Origin of the sequence: Micromonospora sp. H61 (assembly GCF_018070325.1) — a bacterium.
GTDB lineage: Bacteria > Actinomycetota > Actinomycetes > Mycobacteriales > Micromonosporaceae > Micromonospora > Micromonospora salmantinae.
Genome location: NZ_JAGPXY010000058.1, coordinates 1 through 16,377, shown reverse-complemented (window position 1 = coordinate 16,377; position 16,377 = coordinate 1). Strand labels below are relative to the sequence as shown.

The window sequence follows — 16,377 nt, the reverse complement described above, 5'->3', positions numbered from 1 at the left end:
CGGGCACCGCGGTGAGCGTTATGACTCAGGGGCATAAATATGCCTCTGAGTCATAACGCTCTCCGGCGTATCCCCCGCCGGTCTCCGCACAACCGGCTCGTGCAGTCGCCGGATCAACCAGACCAGCCACCCGACGGTTGCGCTCCGGTGGTCACGGGCGGGGCGGCAGTGGCGGCAGCCGGTCCGCGCGGAGCAGCGAGTACGCGTGCTGCTGTGCGGGGTCCGAGTTGTTCCTCGCCGAGGATCCTGGTGACGGCGAGCTTCCCGTCGCGCAACGGGGGCCGGAAGAGGAAGTCCGCGGTTCAGACCGGCATGGTGCGACGGCGGCGGCGTTCGGCGCGCCACCACTGGTGGATGAGCACCAGGCTGGCGATCAGGCCGAGGCTGGCCGGGGCGGCGGCGTACCAGTTGACGTGGCCGGGGGAGCTGACCGCCGCGCCGATCGCCGCGTAGCCGAAGGCGGTCGGCGCGGACGCGATCACGCTGCCGGCGAGGAACGGCAGCACTCGGGCGCCGGTCGTGCCGTAGCCGTAGCTGACCAGGCCGAAGCCGGCGATCGGCAGCAGCCGGACGGTGACCACACCGAGCACGCTCTGCCGGGCGAACCAGCCGTCGAGGCTGGCCAGGCGACCGCGGACCCGTTCGGCCACGAACTCCCGCCCGAGCAACCGGCCGACAGTGAACCCGATCGCCGCCGCCACCAGCGCGGCGCCGAGGGCGTACGCGGCGCCCTCCAGCGGGCCGAAGATCGCACCTGCGGCGAGCGTGATGAAGGTCCGGGGCACCAGCGCGACCAGCAGCAGCGCGCCACCGAGGATCGCCGCCACCGGAGCGAGGTCGCCCAGCCGGTCGGCGACCAGCGGTAACTGCGCCGGATCCGGCCGGGGCACCAGCAGCAGCAGTAACCCGCACCCGCCGATCAGCAGCACGAGCAGGGCGAACCGGGCGGCCGACGGCTGCCGGAGCAGCCGTCGGACGGCACGGATCATGCCCGGGCGGCGGCCACCGCGGAGCGGCGCTCGTTGCGGAGCCGGTCCGACCAGGTGTCGTCCAACGGCGGGAGCTGGTGTGCCCCGGTGGCCCAGCGCAGCAGCAGGTCGGCCAGGGCCGGGTTGCGAGCCAGCGCCGGCCCGTGCGAGTAGGTGCCCAGCAGCTTGCCGCGCCACGCGCCCTCGGTGGCGCCGTCGTTGCCCACCCCGGCGGTGACCCGGGCCAACGGGGACACCTCCGGACCGAGGTGGGTGCGGCCGCCGTGGTTCTCGAAACCGGTCAGCGGGGGCAGGCCCAGCCGGGGGTCGATCTCACCGGCCAGCTCGCCCACGGCCCGGCTCTCGCCCCGGTCGGACCGCAGGTCGAGCAGCTCCAGCCCGCGGCACTGCACACCCTTGGCGAAGAACGAGGTGCCGAGCAGCTGGTAGCCGGCGCAGACGCCGAACACCACCGAGCCCTGCGCGACGGCGCGGTGCAGGCCGCCGTCGGCCAGCAGCCGCTGGGCGCCGAGCGCCTGCGGGCCGTCCTCGCCGCCACCGACCAGGTAGATGTCGGCGGTCGCGGGCAGTCGCTCGTCGGAGCGGACCTCCAGCACCTCGACCGGCATCCCACGCTGCCGGGCCCGCCGGGCGAGGATCAGGGCGTTGCCCCGGTCTCCGTAGGTGGAGAGCAGGTCGGGGTAGATCCAGACGATGCGCAGACTCTCAGATGACACGGTCCAACTCCGCTCGGATGTCCTGGAACGCGGTGTAGTTCGCGATGACCTCCAGCCGCCCGGGCGGGACCGACCGGAGTGCGTCGTCGAACGTGCGGACGTGCTGGAACGGCACGTCGTTGACGTCCAGTCGAACCGCCAGGTCGTATGCCCGGTCGCCGGTGATCAACACCTGCCGGCCGCGGAGCGGGGCGAAGTCGACGTCGTAGAGCCAGGAGGTGTCCAGGCCGTCGGGGTCGCGCGCGTTGATGGAGAGCAGGGTCGGCGCGTCGTCGGCCATGTCGAACGCCTCCAGCCAACTGGCCGGGTTCTTGGCCAGCAGCAGCCGGATGTTGCGCCCGTCCTTGTCGACCTGGGCGTAGCGGCCGGCCACCGAGGTGACGATGCCGAGGCGGGACACCGCGTCGACCGGGCGGACGCCGAACTCGGCGGCCACCGCCAGCGCGGTCGCCGCGTTGCCGAGGTTGACCTTGCCGGGCAGTTGGAGGGAGACCTTGTGCCAGGCGCCGGTGGGGTCGAGCACGCCCTCGTCCTCGACGACCCAGTGCGGCTCCGGTCGGCGTAGCGGGCAGCCGGTGCACCACCACTGCTCGCCGGAGCGCTGGATGGTGGAGCCGCACTCCGGGCAGACCCAGGAGTCGTCGTGCCAGCGTTGGCCGGCACTGAACCACGTCACGTGCGGCGGGTTGATGCCCCGGGCGGGGTCGCCCGGTGGGGTGGCGGCCCACACCACCAGCGGGTCGTCGGCGTTGGCCACCACCCGTACGTCGGTGTGCCGGACCAGCGCCGCGCGCCAGAGCTGCGCCATCATGGCGACCTCCTTGGCGCGGTCGAGCTGGTCGCGGGAGAGGTTCAGCAGCGCGACAACGTGCGGCTCGGTCGCCTCCAGCACCTGCGCCAGGTAGTGCTCGTCGACCTCCAGCACCGCGTATGGGGTGCTGCCGGCCTTGGCCAGCGCCGAGGTGTGCCCGCTGGGCATGTTGGCGCCGAACGAGTTGGTGGCGACCCGGCCGAGCACGCCGACCGCAGCGGAGGTCAACCGGGTGGTGGTGGTCTTGCCGTTGGTGCCGGAGACGAGCGCGATCGCGCGCCCGGCCGACAGGTGGGCCAGCAGGTCCGGGTCGATCTTCAGGCCGATCCACCCGCCGATCACCGAACCGTCGCCACGGCCGGCGGCCCGGGAGAGCGCCGCGGCGGTCCGTGACACGGAGCTGGCCACCTTGGCCCGTAGGGGCATTTTCGCGTCCGTCACGCGAGCGAGGTTACCGGACCGCCGGCCCCACCAGATCGCCGCCGACGGTGAACCGTTCGGCCGTGGTGGCTGCGCGGGCGGCCGGGTCGGCGTCCCCCGGACGGAGTCGATCTATGTCGGAAAGCGGACCACGCCGAGGGGCGGCCGGAGCCCTCCACTCCGCTCCACCCCTTGTGACGTGCGGTTTTGTCGCCGGGTCAGGCGCGCCACGCGGGCGAATTTGGTTGCGGGTGGAGGGAAGTGGAGTAGAGTGGGGACCAATGGTGAGGCCGGGAGGGCTCACCGGCCCGGGGGGTCAGCGGCGCCGCGAACGCCGCTCAGGGGCGAGGGGGTTGGGCCGATGTTTCTCGGCACCCACACTCCGCGCCTGGACGAAAAGGGCCGGTTGATCCTTCCGGCCAAGTTCCGGGATGAGCTGGCGGGGGGTGTCGTGGTCACCAAAGGGCAGGAGCGCTGCCTCTACGTCTTCCCGACCCCTGAGTTCCAGCGGATCGCGGAGCAGTTGCGCGCACAGCCGATGACCCACAAGGCGGCCCGGGCCTACAGCCGGGTCTTCTTCGCCAGCGCGCACGACGAGGTTCCAGACAAGCAGGGTCGGGTGACCATTCCGGCTCACCTGCGGGCCTATGCCGCACTGGACCGCGAGTTGGTGGTGATCGGCGCGAGCACGCGGGTGGAGATCTGGGACAAGGTCGCCTGGGAGACCTACCTCGCCGAGAGCGAAGACGACTTCGCCGACATCGAGGAGGGGGTGCTGCCCGGCGGTCTGTAGGGCGGTAACGGCGCCCGACGTACTGCGAGATCTCCAGCCGCTTTCGAGTTCCTGGCATCACTTCCCCGGTGCCAGGCGCACGATCCAGTCATTGGGCGACGGTCCGGTGTCAGGCGGGAGCGGATGGGGATCTGGCGGTACGACGGCAGCGCCGTCCGACGACAGGCGCACGAGAAGAACGGACGTTTCAACCAGTGGGGGTCATCATGGGGGAGTTGCGCGGCACGCACGTGCCGGTGCTGCTCGAGCGGTGTCTCGAGCTGCTGGCCCCCGCGCTGGGTCGAGGCGGCCGGACGGTCTACGTCGACGCGACGCTCGGTCTCGCCGGGCATGCGGAGGCGGTGCTCGAGGCGCATCCGGAGACGGTCCTGATCGGGCTCGACCGGGACACCGAGGCGCTCGCTCACGCGCGGGTACGGCTGGCCCGGTTCGCCGATCGGGTGCACCTGGAGCACGCCGTCTACGACGAGTTGCCGGACGTGCTGGACCGGCTGGGCTATCCGGCCATCGACGGCATCCTGTTCGACCTGGGTGTCTCGTCGTTGCAGTTGGACGCGCCCGACCGAGGGTTCGCGTACGCCCAGGACGCGCCGTTGGACATGCGGATGGACCAGACCCGGGGGGTGACCGCCGAAGAGGTGGTCAACACGTACGCGCATCCGGACCTGGCCCGGGTGCTGCGGGTCTACGGCGAGGAGAAGTTCGCCGGTCGGATCGCCTCGGCGATCATCCGGCAGCGGGAGCGGGCCCGGATCACCTCGTCCGCGCTGCTGGCGGAGCTGGTTCGGGACTCCATTCCCGCGCCAGCCCGACGAACGGGTGGGCACCCGGCAAAGAGAACGTTTCAGGCTTTACGGATCGAGGTAAACAGAGAGCTGGCAGCGCTGGAGACAGCGTTGCCATCCGCACTCGACGCACTGACCGTGGGCGGTCGCATGGTGGTCCTGTCCTACCACTCGCTGGAGGACCGGCTCACCAAGGCGGCCCTCACGGACCGGGTCCGCAGTAAGGGCCCGATTGACCTCCCGGTCGAGCTTCCCGGGTCCGGTCCGACGTTCCGGCTGCTCAGCCGGGGCGCCGAACTGCCGGGGGAGGCGGAGGTCGCCGCGAACCCGCGGGCCGCCTCGGTGCGGCTGCGGGCCGCGGAGCGACTCGACCCGAACGCGACAGAGCAGGGGCGGACCGACCGCGAACGGTCTCGCCGACGGGTGAAGGGAATGCACCAACCGGGCACGGGGTCCGCCTGATCCGTGGGGGGTCAGGGGCACCGGGACGGCTAGAGGGACGGATGTTGAGGGGGAGGGGACATGAGCATTGACAAGCGCGACCGCCGGGACGTCACCGGCGGCGGGCAGCGCGCACCGCGGTCGGGGGGCCGGATCGCGGCGGAGCGGGCTCCGCGCCTCGGAAACGGTACGCCACGCATCGATCGAACGAATCGGCAGGGGGAGACTCGCGCCCGGGGGGCGCGCGAGTTCCCGACTCAGGGCACGGCCGCGCTGCGACCGGTCGAGAAGGCCGCCAGCGCGACCAGCGCCCGGCCGCCGCGGCTGCGGGTGGCGCCGCCGCCGCCGATCTCGGTGCCGCGTGCGCCGTTCGCGGCGCTGATCGTGGTGCTGGTGGTCGGTGGGGTGCTGGGCATCCTGGCGGTCAACACCAAGATCAATGAGAACGCGTTCCGGCTGGAGCGGTTGCAGCAGCAGCAGGCTCGACTGGACCTGGAGAAGCAGCAACTGGACAAGCAGATCGCCGACGCCGAGGCGCCGGGCAACCTGACCGCCAACGCGAAGCGGCTGGGCCTGGTCGACGCCGGCGAGCCGGGCTACATCCGGCTGCCGGACGGCAAGACCATCGGTGTGCCGCAGCCGGCGAACGGCCAGCCGTCGGTGACCAGCCAGGGTGCAGGAGGCTGACCGGTGCCACCAAGGTCGGACGAGCCGCGCACCGGCGAGCCGGGCATCGGGGGCATCTCCGGCGCCCGGGCGTACACCCCGAGGGGTCGGACCGTCCGCGAGGAGCACGGCACGCCGGCGCGCGGTCAGGGCGCCGAGCAGCGGCGTACGCCGCGCAGCACCCGGTCCGGTGACCCGTTCCGGCCGGCGTTGCAGGTGCTCGACGGCGGTCGGGCCGCCGCCCGGGCCGGCCGGCGCGACGCTCCGGCGGCCGGACGCGGTGGGGTGGTGCGCACCGTCGCGCCGCGAACCCCCGGTGGCCCGGGTGGGGACGAGCCGCCGCCGCGCCGCCGGACCACGCCACGCGCGCCGCGGCGCACCGACCGACCGGCGGCCCGGCGGCCGTCGCGCAAGCCACGACGCCCGCCGAAGCTTGCCGACTCGCGACTGCGGCTGCGGCTGGGCACCGTGCTCGCCCTGACGCTCTTCGCCACCATCGGGATCCGGCTGATCTTCCTCCAGACTGTCGACGCTCCGGCGTACGCCGGGGGCGGCATCGTCGACCGGCTCCGCACCGTCGAGCTGCCGGCGCCGCGGGGTGCGATCTACGACAGCACCGGCGCGCCGCTGGCCCGCAGTGTCGAGGCGCGGTACGTGTACGCCGATCCGACCGAGGTGGAGGACTCGGCCGCCGTCGCCAAGGCGCTCTCCCCGCTGCTCGGTATCCCGGTGTCGAAGCTGATGGAGCTGATGAAGCCCCGCAAGCTGGAGGACGGTAAGGCGTCCCGATTCGTGTACCTGGCGCGGGGGGTGGAGATCTCGACCGCCAAGCGCGTGCAGGCGCTGGAGCTGTCCGGCATCGGGGTGCACCGCGACGAGCGTCGCGAGGTGCCCGGCGGTGACCTGGCGGCCAACCTGATCGGCTTCACCAGCCAGGACATGGTCGGGTTGGAGGGGCTGGAGGCCCGCTACGACGACGTGCTCGCCGGTCAGGACGGCAAACGGGTGTACGAGGCCGGCCTCGGCGACCTCGCCGCGCCCATACCCGGTGGCTACAGCCGGACCACTCCCGCCAAGCCGGGCAGCTCGCTCGCCCTCACCCTCAACCGTGACCTGCAGTTCCGGACGCAGCAAATTCTCAGCGCGGGCATGGCCCAGGCGCCGGGCGGCACCGGTGCCGCCGTGGTCATCGAGATTCCCTCCGGCGCGGTGCTGGCCCAGGCCAGCAACCCCACCTACGACGCGGCGAAGCCGACGCCCAGCGACCCGGTCGCCCGGGAGGACGCCGCGACCAGCTTCGTGGTGGACCCCGGCTCGGTGCACAAGGCGATCACCTACGGCGCGGCGTTGCAGGAGGGAGTGATCACGCCGGACACCACGCTGCCGATCGCCAACAGCATCAAGAAGGGCGACACCTGGTTCTCCGACACCCATCCGGCCAACGGCAAGCGGATGAGCGTGCCGGGGATGCTCGCCTTCTCGTCGAACGTCGGCACGATCACCATCGCCGACGAACTCGGTCCGGATCGGCTGATCGACTACCAGAAGCGGTTCGGGCTGGGCAAGCCCACCGGCGAGGGGATGCCCGGGGAGGCCAGCGGTCGACTGCTGCCGGCCGACGAGTGGAGCGAGTCCTCGCAGGGGTCGGTGCCGATCGGGCACAGCGTCGACGCCACCCCACTGCAGATGGCCGCCGCGTACGCCGCCATCGCCAACAACGGCACGTACGTGCAGCCGCACCTCGTCAAGGAGGTGATCGGCCCGGACGGCAAGCGCACCCCCGCGCCGGCACCGGTGACCCGCTCGGTGCTCAGCCCGCAGAACGCGGCGGCCCTGCGCACCATGCTGGAGGCGGTCACCACCGTCGACGGCGCCACCGGCGTCACCGCCGCGGTTCCCGGTTACCGGGTCGCCGGCAAGACCGGCACCGGCTGGCGGCTGGTGAACGGCAAGAAGCAGCCCGGCGAGGTGTCCTCGTTCATCGGGATGGCTCCCGCCGAGAACCCCCGGTACGTGATCGCGGTGTTCGTGTATGCGCCCAACGGCGGGGGCGCGGCGATCGCCGGGCCGGCGTTCCGGGACATGATGCAGTTCACTCTGCGTCACTACCGGGTACCGCCCTCCACCGGCGGATCCGCGCCCAAGTTCGTGGTCTATCCGCGCTGAGCAGCAACGGCGGGACATCATCGGTGAGTGCCGACGAACCACCGGGGCGGCTGTGCGGCCGGAACCGGACGACCGGGTAGGGTCTGACGCCGTGCCCGGCAATCCACGTCCACGTACCGTGACCGGAGTCCGGCTCGGTGATCTCGCCGTCCGGCTCGCCGTCGACCTTCCGGCGGACGCCGCCGCGGTGGTCGTCTCCGGGGTCACCCACGCCAGCCAGGAGGTTCGCCCCGGCGACCTGTACGCGGCGCTGCCCGGTGCCCGTCGGCACGGCGCGGAGTTCGCCGCCGCCGCCGTCGAGGCGGGTGCCGTGGCGCTGCTGACCGACAGGGCCGGCGCGGAGTTGGCGGCGGGAACCGGCCTGCCCGCCCTGGTGGTGCCCGACCCGCGCGCCGTGCTCGGCGAGCTGGCCTCGGCCGTGTACGGCGACCCGACCGCCGACCTCACAGTGATCGGGGTGACCGGCACCGCGGGCAAGACGTCCACCGCGTACCTGATCGAGTCGGGGCTGCGGGCCGCCGGGCACACCACCGGGCTGGTCGGGACTGTGGAGACCCGGCTCGGTGATCTGGTGATCGACAGTGTCCGCACCACTCCCGAGGCGACCGACCTGCACGGCATGTTGGCCACCGCTCGCGAGCGTGGGGTCACCGCCGTGGTCATGGAGGTCTCCAGCCACGCGCTGGCCATGGGCCGGGTGGGTGGTGTGCGGTTCGCCGTCGGTGGTTACACCAACTTCGGCTCCGACCACCTGGACTTCCACGCCGACAGCGACGACTACTTCGCGGCGAAGGCCCAGCTCTTCGACGGGCGCTGCGCGGTCGAGGTGCTCAACCACGACGACCCGGCGTTGAAGCCGCTGCTCAAGCCGAGCACTGTCACCTACTCGGCGGCCGGTGAGCAGGGCGCGACCTGGTGGGCCGACGGTGTGGGCGGCGAGGGGTACGCGCAGCGGTTCACCGCGCACGGCCCGAACGGCGTGGCGGTGTCCGCCGGTGTCGCGCTGCCCGGCCGGCACAACGTGGCCAACGCGCTGCTGGCCATCGCCGCACTGGTCGGTGCCGGGGTGGACCCGGTGACCGCGGCGACCGGTGTGGCCGCCTGCGGGGGCGTCCCGGGCCGGCTGGAGTTGGTCGACGTGGCCGCGCCGGTGCGCGGGGTGGTCGACTACGCCCACAAGTCTGACGCGATAGTGGCAGCGCTTGCCGCGCTGCGAGAGTTCAGCGCCGGCCGACTGATCTGTGTGATCGGCGCCGGCGGGGACCGGGATCGGGGCAAGCGGCCGGTGATGGGCGCCGCCGCGGCGGAGGGAGCCGACGTGGTGCTGGTGACCGACGACAACCCGCGCACCGAGGACCCGGGGGAGATTCGCGCCGAGGTGCTGGCCGGGGCGTACCGGGCCGGCACTGCCGCTCGGATCATCGAGGTGGCGGGCCGCCGTGCCGCGATCGACGAGGCGGTGCGGCTGGCCGAGCCGGGCGACGTGATCGCGCTGCTCGGCAAGGGCCACGAGCGCGGCCAGGAGGTGGCGGGCCAGGTGCTCCCGTTCGACGACAGCGTCGAGTTGGCCGAGGCGCTGCGGGCCCGCTTCGGGGACCTGGCGGGTCAGCGGTGATCACGCTGAGCCTGGCCGAGGTGGCCGCGGCGGTCGACGGGCGGCTGGTGGCCGCCGACCCGGCCGCCACCGTCACCGGATCGGTGGAGTTCGACTCGCGCAAGGTGGGGCCCGGTTCGCTCTTCGTGGCCTTCCCGGGGGAGAAGGTCGACGGGCACGACTACGCGGCGACGGCGATCCAGGCCGGCGCGGTGGCGGTGCTCGGCAGCCGAGAGGTGCCCGGGGTGCCGATGGTGCTGGTCGACGACGCCCTGACCGCGATGGGCCGACTGGCCCGCGCGGCGGTGGACCGGCTGACCGGGCTGACCGTGATCGGCGTGACCGGCTCGTCCGGCAAGACCACCACGAAGGACCTGATCGGTCAGCTCACCGCCCGACTCGGGGCCACTGTGGCGCCGCCCGGCTCGTTCAACAACGAGCTGGGGCACCCGTACACCGCGCTGCAGGCCGACCCGGGCACCCGCTACCTGGTGATGGAGAAGGGCGCGCGCGGGGTCGGGCACGTGCGGTACCTGTGCGAGCTGGTGCCGCCAAGGATCTCCGTGGTGCTCAACGTCGGCACCTCGCACATCGGCGAGTTCGGCTCGCAGGACACCATCGCCGTGGCCAAGGGCGAGCTGGTCGAGGCGCTGCCGCCGGACGGGCTGGCCGTGCTGAACGCCGACGATCCCCGGGTGGACGCGATGGCGAGCCGCACGCAGGCCCGGGTGGTCCGCTACGGCGAGGCACCGGATGCCGACGTGCGCGCCGAGGACGTCACGCTCGACGAGCGGGGTCACCCGTCGTACACCCTGGTCACCCCGGAGGGGCGTGCGCCGGTGCGGCTGCGGCTGGCCGGCCGCCACCAGGTCTGGAACACCCTCGCGGCGGCGGCGGTCGCCCGGGAGCTGGGCATGCCGCTGACCGAGCTGGCCACGGCCCTCGGCGAGCTGGGGCTGGTCTCGACCCGACGGATGGACGTCTTCGACCGCCCCGACGGGGTGACAGTGATCGACGACTCGTACAACGCCAACCCGGCCTCGATGGCGGTCGCGGTGCGGGCGCTGGCCAGCATGGGCCAGGGGCGGCGTACCGTCGCGGTGCTTGGTTACATGGCCGAGCTGGGCCCGTTCGAGTACGACGGCCACGCCGAGGTCGGCCGACTCGCGGCCGAGCTGGGTGTCGACCGGCTGCTCGTGGTGGGTGAGCCGGCCGCGCCGATCCACGAAGGCGCGACAGCGGTAGCGAACTGGGGAGGAGAGTCGGTGCTGCTCACCGATCAGGCGGCGGCCGTCGAGGTGCTGCGGAGCGAGCTACGACCGGGTGACGTCGTCCTGGTCAAGGGTTCCCGGTACCGGACCTGGGAGGTGGCCGACGCCCTGCGCGCCGACGCCGGTGGGGAGTCGACCCGATGAGGGCGGTCATCGTCGCCATCGGGGTGGCCTTCCTCGTATCGCTCTTCTGCACCCCGATCGCGATCAAGGTGTTCACCCGGCTCAAGGCCGGTCAGCCGATCCGGTCCGACGGCCCCGCCATGCACCAGGGCAAGAAGGGCACGCCCACGATGGGTGGCGTGGTCTTCATCCTGGCCACGGTGATCGCGTACGTGGCCGGGCACCTGGCCCTGACCACCCTGCCGGACCAGCAGATCGCCCAGGTGGAGCCGACCATCACCGCGCTGGTGCTGCTGGGGCTGATGGTCTTCTCCGGCGCTGTGGGTTTCCTCGACGACTTCCTCAAGGTGCGCAAGCGCAACAGCGCCGGGCTGAACAAGCGCGGCAAGTTGCTCGGCCAGATCCTGGTCGGTGCGGTCTTCGGGGTGATCGCGCTGTGGTTCCCGAGCACTATGACAAACGGTTCGGGCCTGGCGACAAACACCGAGACGGTGGGCAGCACCACGCTGAGCTTCATCCGGGACATCGACTTCCTGGAGGTCAGCAAGGTCGGCGCGGTGATCATCTTCATCTTCGTGGTGATGGCCGCGACGAACGGCGTCAACCTCACCGACGGCCTGGACGGTCTGGCCACCGGCGCGTCGGTGATGGTGCTCGCCGCGTACGCGCTGATCGCGTTCTGGCAGTACCGCCACTGGTGCGCCGACCCGAACTACACCCAGCCGTACTGCTACGAGGTCCGCGACCCGTTGGAGATCGCGCTGATCGCCGGGGCGGCGGCCGGGGCCTGTGTGGGCTTCCTCTGGTGGAACACCTCCCCGGCGCGGATCTTCATGGGCGACACCGGGGCACTGGGGCTGGGCGGTCTGATCGCCGGCATGGCGATGTCCACCCGCACCATCCTGCTGCTGCCGATCATCGGCGGGCTCTTCGTGATCATCACGATGTCCGTGGTGATCCAGATCATCTCCTTCAAGACCACCGGTAAACGGGTGTTCCGAATGTCTCCGCTCCAGCACCACTTCGAGCTGGCCGGCTGGAGCGAGGTCAACATCGTGGTGCGTTTCTGGATCATCGCCGGCATCGGCGTGGCCATCGCCCTGGGCCTGTTCTACAGCGAGTTCCTCGCCAACATGACCTGATCCGCGGGGCCCGCGCCCCGCGCCCACCCCCTCATCCGTCGATCTTGCACTTTCGGATGGCGGAACGTCCCTTCATGGGTGTTTTGCCGGCACAGAAAGTGCAAGATCGACGCGGGAGGGCGGCGTGGGGACGGGTTCGACACGCCCGGTGGGGCGTTGTGGGGCGGTGGGGCGTGTTCAGCGGTGATGATGTCGGGGTGGGGGAGGACATCGGCACTGAGGGCAGGGCAGGCGGGCGGGCGCGTCGGTCGCCGGGCGCGTCGGGGCGTACGCAGTTGGCCGCCGGGGCACGTGGCCCGGAGCCTGGCGCGGCGGCCCGCGAATCCGGGCCGGGGGCGCGGGAGCCTGGGCCGGCGGGACGCGAGCCGGAGGCCGTGGCGTCGACCCCGCTGCGCGGTATCGACGCGGCCGGCGGGCTCGCCGCGCTGCGCGGCCTGCTGGACCGGCCGCTGACCTCCTACTACCTGCTGCTGTCCTGCGCCGGCCTGCTGCTGCTGATCGGGCTGACAATGGTCTTCTCGGCGACCAGCGTCAAGGACTACGCCGAGGACGGCAACGCCTCGGCCTCGGTGACCAAGCAGGCAATCTTCGCGGTGATCGGCATCGGCGCGTTCTGGGTCTGCCAGCGCCTGCCGGCCAGCACCTACCGGTCGCTGGGCCGGCCGCTGCTGTTCACCTCGATCGGGCTGTTGCTGCTACTCAACCTGCTGCTCGCCTACGCCCGGCTGGCCGATCAGGATTCCGCCCGGATCGGCCCGATCGAGGCGCGGCTGCTCTGGCTGTTCATCGGCGGGATCCAGGTGCAGCCCTCCGAGCTGGCCAAGTTCGCCCTGGTGCTGTGGGGCGCGCACCTCATCGCCCGCAAGGGCGCCTCGCTGGGTTGGTGGAGGGAACTGGCCACCCCGCTCTTCCCGGTGATGGGCCTGCTCTTCGTGCTGGTCGGCTACAACGACGTGGGCACGATGCTCTGCCTGCTGGCCCTGGTGATCGGCCTGCTCTGGGCCGCCGGCGTCCGGATGCGGGTCTTCGGCGCGCTGACGGTGGTCGGTCTGCTCGGCGTCGGTCTGCTCATCGCGGTGGCGTCGCTGGGCGCCGGCTCCGGCGAGCGGGGCGCGGACAACTACCGCCTGGCGCGCCTGACGCTCTTTCTCAACCCACCGCCGCCGGACAAGTGCGGCGACCCCTGCTACCAGTTCTACCAGGGGCGGCTGGCCATCGAGCACGGCGGCTGGTTCGGTGTCGGGCTGGGCAAGGGCAGCCTGAAGTGGGACTGGCTCCCCGAAGCGCACAACGACTTCATCTTCGCGATCATCGCCGAGGAACTGGGCGTGATCGGGTGCGTCGTGGTGCTCAGCCTCTTCGCGGTCCTCGCGTACACCGGTTTCCGGATCGCCCGGCGGGTCGACGACCCGTTCCGCCGGCTCGCCGCCACCGCCGTGACCACCTGGCTGGTCAGCCAGGCCGTGATCAACATCGGTGGGGTGGTGGGGCTGCTGCCGATCACCGGTCTGCCGTTGCCGTTCATCTCCGACGGCGGAAGTGCCCTGGTGGTGACGTTGGCCGGCATCGGCATGCTGGCGTCCTTCGCCCGCGCCGAACCCGATGCGGCCAGAGCACTGCATGCCCGTCCGCCGGCCCGGTGGGTCCGACTACTCTGGGCCCCGTTGCCGCCGCTTCCCGGCCGGCGCCGCCGCCCGGCGACGCCGCCCGCTGGCCGAGGGTCCGTACCCCGGTCCCGCGAGCGGCGCCATGACGATCAGGCCGCGCCGCGCGGGGTCCGACAGGACCGCAGCCGCAAGGGTGCGGCGAGCGAGAGGAGACGCTGATGGGTCCGCTGCGTTCGGTGGTGCTCGCGGGAGGTGGCACCGGGGGGCACGTCTACCCGCTGCTCGCCTTCGCCGACTGCCTGCGCCGACACGACCCGGGCGTCCGGATCACCTGCCTCGGCACACCACGGGGCATGGAGAACGACCTGATCCCGCCGAAGGGCTACGACCTGCGGCAGATCCCGGCGTACCAGCTGCCCCGGTCGGTCAACATGAACCTGGTCCGCACACCGGGCCGGATGTGGACCGCGGCGCGCGCCGCGGGCAAGGTGATCGACGAGGTGCGCGCCGACGTGGTCGTCGGCTTCGGCGGGTACGTCTCGGTGCCGGCCTACCTGGCCGCGTGGCGCCGCGAACTGCCCATGGTGATCCACGAGGTGAACGTGCCACCGGGCGTGGCCAACAAGCTGGGCATGAAGTTCACCAAGAACGTGGCCGTCGGCTTCCCGAACCAGCCGAGCCAGGCCGAGTCGCTGCGGGACGCCACGGTCGTCGGTGTGCCGCTGCGCCGCAGCATCGCCGGTCTGGACCGGTACGCGCTGCGCAACGCCGCCCGCGCCCACTTCGGGCTCCGCCCGGACCTGCCGGTGCTCTTCGTGTCCGGCGGCTCGTCCGGCGCCCGCTCGATCAACCTGGCGGTCTCCGGGGCGGCCAAGGAGCTGGCCCGCAACGGCGTGCAGGTGCTGCACGTGATGGGCGCCCGCAACGAGCCGGTGCCGATCCCCACCGACCTGCCGGTGCCGTACGTGACGCTGCCGTACCTGTCCGAGATGGAGCTGGGCTACGCCGCCGCCGACCTGATGCTGGCCCGGGGCGGGGCGATGACCGTCGCCGAGGTGGCCGCTATCGGGATGCCCACGATCTACGTGCCGTACCCGCACAGCAACCAGGAGCAGCGGCGCAACGCGCTGCCCGTGGTGGAGGCCGGCGGTGGACTGCTGGTCGACGACGCGGAGCTCACCCCGGACTGGCTGGAGCGCACCGTCATCCCCCTCATCCGCGACCCGCAGCGGCTCTACAACATGGGTGCCGCCGCCGGTTCGTACGGCCGGCGTGACGGCGACGAGGCGCTGCGTTCCTTCGTGCTGGCGGCGGTGGCCCGATGACCGCGCAGTTCACCCCGGCCGGCACACTGACCGCCGAGGACCTGGGCGCCGTGCACCTGATCGGAGTGGGCGGGGTGGGCATGCTCGGCGTGGCCCGGCTGCTGCTCACCCGCGGCATCCGGGTCTCCGGCAGCGACCTGCGGGAGTGGCCCTCGCTGGCCGGCCTGCGGGCGCTCGGCGGCACCATCCACCTCAGCCACGAGGTGACCAACCTCGACGGCGTGGACACTGTCGTCTACTCGTCGGCCATTCCCCAGGACCACCTGGAGTTGGTCGAGGCGCGTCGGCGTGGCCTGCGGGTCCTGCACCGTTCGGAGGCGCTCGCCGCGGCGATGACCGGCCGTCGGGCGGTGGCCGTCGCCGGCACGCACGGCAAGACCACCACCACCTCGATGGTGACGATGGTGCTCCAGCAGGCCGGTGTGGACCCGTCCTTCGTGATCGGTGGGGAGATCTCCGAGGTCGGCTCGGGCGCCCACCACGGCACCGGCGAGCACTTCGTGGTCGAGGCGGACGAGAGCGACCGCTCGTTCCTCATCTACCGCCCGTACGTCTCGATCATCACGAACGTCGAGGCGGACCACCTGAACACCTACGGCGACTACGCGACGCTGGAGGCGGCGTTCGTGGAGTTCGCCCGCCTCACCGACCCGGACGGGTTCATCATCACCTGCGCCGACGACCCGGGCGGTCGGCGGTTGGCCGAGAGCCTGCGCTCCGAGGGACGACGGGTGTTCACCTACGGCGAGGCCGCCGACGCCGACCTGCGATTGACCGAGATGGTCTCCTCGGCGCGTGGGGTGCGCTACCTGGCCGCGATCGACGGCCGGTCGCTGGGCGAGTTCCGGCTGCCGGTGCCGGGGCGACACATGGGGCTGAACAGCGCAGCCGCGGTGCTGGCCGCGTACCTGCTGGAACTGCCGCTGGAGGCGGCGGAGGCCGCGCTGGCGGTCTTTCCCGGGGTGCGACGGCGCTTCGAGCGCAAGGGTGTCGCGGACGGCGTGCTGGTCTACGACGAGTACGCCTACCACCCGACCTCGATGACGTTGGCGAACCAGACGTTGCGCGAGGTCGCCGGGGACGGCCGGCTGATCGTCGTCTTCCAGCCGTACCGGCTGTACCGCACCCGCGACAACCAGGCGGAGATCGCAGAGGCGCTGGCCATCGCGGACGAGGTGGTGCTCCTGGAGGTCTTCGGGCCGGGTGAGTTGCGTCAGCCCGGCGAGGGCTCGGCGGCATTGATCGCGGCGGTGGATCTGCCTGCCGACCGCAAGGTCTTCGTGGAGTCGTGGGAGCAGGCCCCGGTCGAGGTGGCCCGCCGCGCCCGCTCCGGGGACGTGGTGGTCACCATGGGTGCCCCGCCGATCTCGCTGATGGGTGACGAGCTGCTGGCCGCCCTGGGTGAGCGTAACGGCGGCTCGGCGCCGACCGCGACCGTCGACCCGGTGGCCACCACCCCGGCGATCGGTGATCCGGTGCCGGGTGGGGCGACGTCCGGCGGCGACGGCGCGGCTCTCGGTGGCACCGC

General features: G+C 72.2%; 12 protein-coding genes and 1 pseudogene. 10 read left to right on the top strand and 3 right to left on the bottom strand.

Annotated features, from left to right (window positions below; all coding sequences use genetic code 11):
- Positions 1 to 302: 302 nt before the first annotated feature.
- From KBX08_RS24390 to KBX08_RS24380, 3 genes are read right to left on the bottom strand one after another with little or no spacing between them, the layout of a single operon-like run.
- Positions 303 to 989 carry a TVP38/TMEM64 family protein gene (locus KBX08_RS24390; RefSeq protein ID WP_210785714.1) on the bottom strand — a complete coding sequence of 229 codons (687 nt, stop codon included), beginning with the start codon at positions 987 to 989 and terminating at the stop codon, positions 303 to 305.
- Positions 986 to 1,705, bottom strand: coding sequence for a type 1 glutamine amidotransferase (locus KBX08_RS24385; protein WP_091407683.1), 720 nt, complete (start codon positions 1,703 to 1,705; stop codon positions 986 to 988). Before KBX08_RS24385 ends, KBX08_RS24390 begins: the two co-directional genes overlap by 4 nt.
- The gene (locus KBX08_RS24380) at positions 1,695 to 2,942 is read right to left on the bottom strand and encodes a MurT ligase domain-containing protein (protein WP_091407686.1); all 1,248 of its coding nucleotides are present in this window, start codon (positions 2,940 to 2,942) and stop codon (positions 1,695 to 1,697) included. The genes KBX08_RS24385 and KBX08_RS24380 overlap by 11 nt, the downstream gene beginning before the upstream one ends.
- Before the next feature lie 355 nt (positions 2,943 to 3,297).
- Here KBX08_RS24380 and mraZ point away from each other — a divergent pair, with 355 nt between their 5' ends.
- From mraZ to murC, 10 genes and pseudogenes are all read left to right on the top strand, one after another.
- On the top strand, positions 3,298 to 3,729 hold the full coding sequence (gene mraZ / locus KBX08_RS24375) for a division/cell wall cluster transcriptional repressor MraZ (protein WP_030488958.1): 432 nt from the start codon (positions 3,298 to 3,300) through the stop codon (positions 3,727 to 3,729).
- A 206-nt stretch (positions 3,730 to 3,935) separates the two neighbouring features.
- Positions 3,936 to 4,973: pseudogene (rsmH, locus tag KBX08_RS24370) on the top strand (16S rRNA (cytosine(1402)-N(4))-methyltransferase RsmH); the annotation flags it as partial.
- A gap of 63 nt (positions 4,974 to 5,036) precedes the next feature.
- Entirely contained in the window at positions 5,037 to 5,642 is a 606-nt protein-coding gene (locus KBX08_RS24365; protein WP_210785713.1) for a hypothetical protein, read from the top strand.
- A 3-nt stretch (positions 5,643 to 5,645) separates the two neighbouring features.
- Positions 5,646 to 7,787 carry a penicillin-binding protein 2 gene (locus KBX08_RS24360; RefSeq protein WP_307850642.1) on the top strand — a complete coding sequence of 714 codons (2,142 nt, stop codon included), beginning with the start codon at positions 5,646 to 5,648 and terminating at the stop codon, positions 7,785 to 7,787.
- Positions 7,788 to 7,839: 52 nt separating this feature from the next.
- Positions 7,840 to 9,402, top strand: a complete 1,563-nt coding sequence (locus tag KBX08_RS24355) for a UDP-N-acetylmuramoyl-L-alanyl-D-glutamate--2,6-diaminopimelate ligase (protein WP_210785712.1) — start codon at positions 7,840 to 7,842, stop codon at positions 9,400 to 9,402.
- Entirely contained in the window at positions 9,399 to 10,796 is a 1,398-nt protein-coding gene (murF, locus tag KBX08_RS24350) for a UDP-N-acetylmuramoyl-tripeptide--D-alanyl-D-alanine ligase (RefSeq protein ID WP_210785711.1), read from the top strand. Before KBX08_RS24355 ends, murF begins: the two co-directional genes overlap by 4 nt.
- On the top strand, positions 10,793 to 11,917 hold the full coding sequence (gene mraY / locus KBX08_RS24345) for a phospho-N-acetylmuramoyl-pentapeptide-transferase (protein WP_030334519.1): 1,125 nt from the start codon (positions 10,793 to 10,795) through the stop codon (positions 11,915 to 11,917). The genes murF and mraY overlap by 4 nt, the downstream gene beginning before the upstream one ends.
- A gap of 374 nt (positions 11,918 to 12,291) precedes the next feature.
- A complete protein-coding gene (locus tag KBX08_RS24340) occupies positions 12,292 to 13,743 on the top strand; it encodes a putative peptidoglycan glycosyltransferase FtsW (protein ID WP_307850643.1) in 1,452 nt (483 codons plus the stop codon).
- Positions 13,743 to 14,849, top strand: coding sequence for an undecaprenyldiphospho-muramoylpentapeptide beta-N-acetylglucosaminyltransferase (gene murG / locus KBX08_RS24335; protein WP_210785710.1), 1,107 nt, complete (start codon positions 13,743 to 13,745; stop codon positions 14,847 to 14,849). The genes KBX08_RS24340 and murG overlap by 1 nt, the downstream gene beginning before the upstream one ends.
- Positions 14,846 to 16,377 (top strand): UDP-N-acetylmuramate--L-alanine ligase (murC, locus tag KBX08_RS24330; protein WP_247669979.1); only part of this gene is annotated, 1,532 nt, incomplete at its 3' end. The genes murG and murC, both read left to right, overlap by 4 nt.

Coding starts and splice junctions, on each gene's coding strand:
- KBX08_RS24390 (WP_210785714.1), bottom strand. CDS start 989: ATGATCCGTGCCGTCCGACGGCTGCTCCGGCAGCCGTCGGCCGCCCGG.
- KBX08_RS24380 (WP_091407686.1), bottom strand. CDS start 2,942: ATGCCCCTACGGGCCAAGGTGGCCAGCTCCGTGTCACGGACCGCCGCG.
- mraZ (WP_030488958.1), top strand. CDS start 3,298: ATGTTTCTCGGCACCCACACTCCGCGCCTGGACGAAAAGGGCCGGTTG.
- KBX08_RS24365 (WP_210785713.1), top strand. CDS start 5,037: ATGAGCATTGACAAGCGCGACCGCCGGGACGTCACCGGCGGCGGGCAG.
- mraY (WP_030334519.1), top strand. CDS start 10,793: ATGAGGGCGGTCATCGTCGCCATCGGGGTGGCCTTCCTCGTATCGCTC.
- murG (WP_210785710.1), top strand. CDS start 13,743: ATGGGTCCGCTGCGTTCGGTGGTGCTCGCGGGAGGTGGCACCGGGGGG.